Source organism: Pseudoxanthomonas sangjuensis (assembly GCF_010211755.1).
Taxonomy (GTDB): Bacteria; Pseudomonadota; Gammaproteobacteria; order Xanthomonadales; family Xanthomonadaceae; genus Pseudoxanthomonas_A; species Pseudoxanthomonas_A sangjuensis.
Map to the genome: position 1 here is coordinate 1 of NZ_PDWR01000059.1, position 762 is coordinate 762.

Below are 762 nucleotides of genomic sequence, written 5' to 3' on the forward strand. Positions count from 1 at the left end.
CACGCCCACCAGGCGTGCAATCTCCCTGCGAGTCAATTGTCCAAGCTCCGGTAGCAACGCCAGCACACTGGCCTGGAATTGCGGGCCGAGCCCCTTGGACGAACGCAACGCGGGCGTGGTGTGTTCCTGCAACAAGGCCTTGATCGCTGCATCGACGGCTGCCTGTTCGCGCCGCAGTGCCGCCAGCGTCTTGCGAACCAGCGGCAGAATCGCCGGCATGGTCATGGTCAACTGCTGGCGAGTGCGCTGAATGGCTTCGGTGACCTGATGGCGGCGGCGCAGCCAGCCTTTCAGTTCGCCCCGCCATGCCGGCGCCGGTACGTGCCGGCGCAGACGACCATGGAATGCATGCGCCATTTCCGCCAGCATCCGCGCATCCAGCACATCGGTCTTGGCCTGCTGGCCAGTAGCGCGGGCAAAGTCGCGGGCCTGGCGCGGGTTGATCCGCGCCACCCACAACCCTGCCTTGGCACAAGCCTCGAGCGCCGCCTCCTCGTACCCGCCCGTGGCTTCGAGCACGATCCGGACATCCGGCCGACCCAGCAACGCCCTCAGTAGCCGGTTAATGCCTGCGGTGGTGTTGGGATACCGCAACACCTTGACTTCGCCAAATACCGCCACGTCCAGCCATGCCTTGCCCACATCGATTCCGACTGCCGTCATCTCGTCCTCCGCGCTAAAGTAGGTCGGTCGAGAGCATCACGTCCGGCCCACGCTTATCGGTGCGAGGGAAACCTCGCGCAACTGTTCGGGCGTCGGGAC

At 65.4% G+C, this 762-nt stretch carries 1 protein-coding gene; it reads right to left on the reverse strand.

Features of this window, described 5'->3' with window-relative positions; all coding sequences use genetic code 11:
* A partial coding sequence (locus CSC71_RS15260; RefSeq protein ID WP_162375230.1) for an IS110 family transposase occupies positions 1–663 on the reverse strand: 663 nt, incomplete at its 3' end.
* Positions 664–762 lie beyond the last annotated feature (99 nt).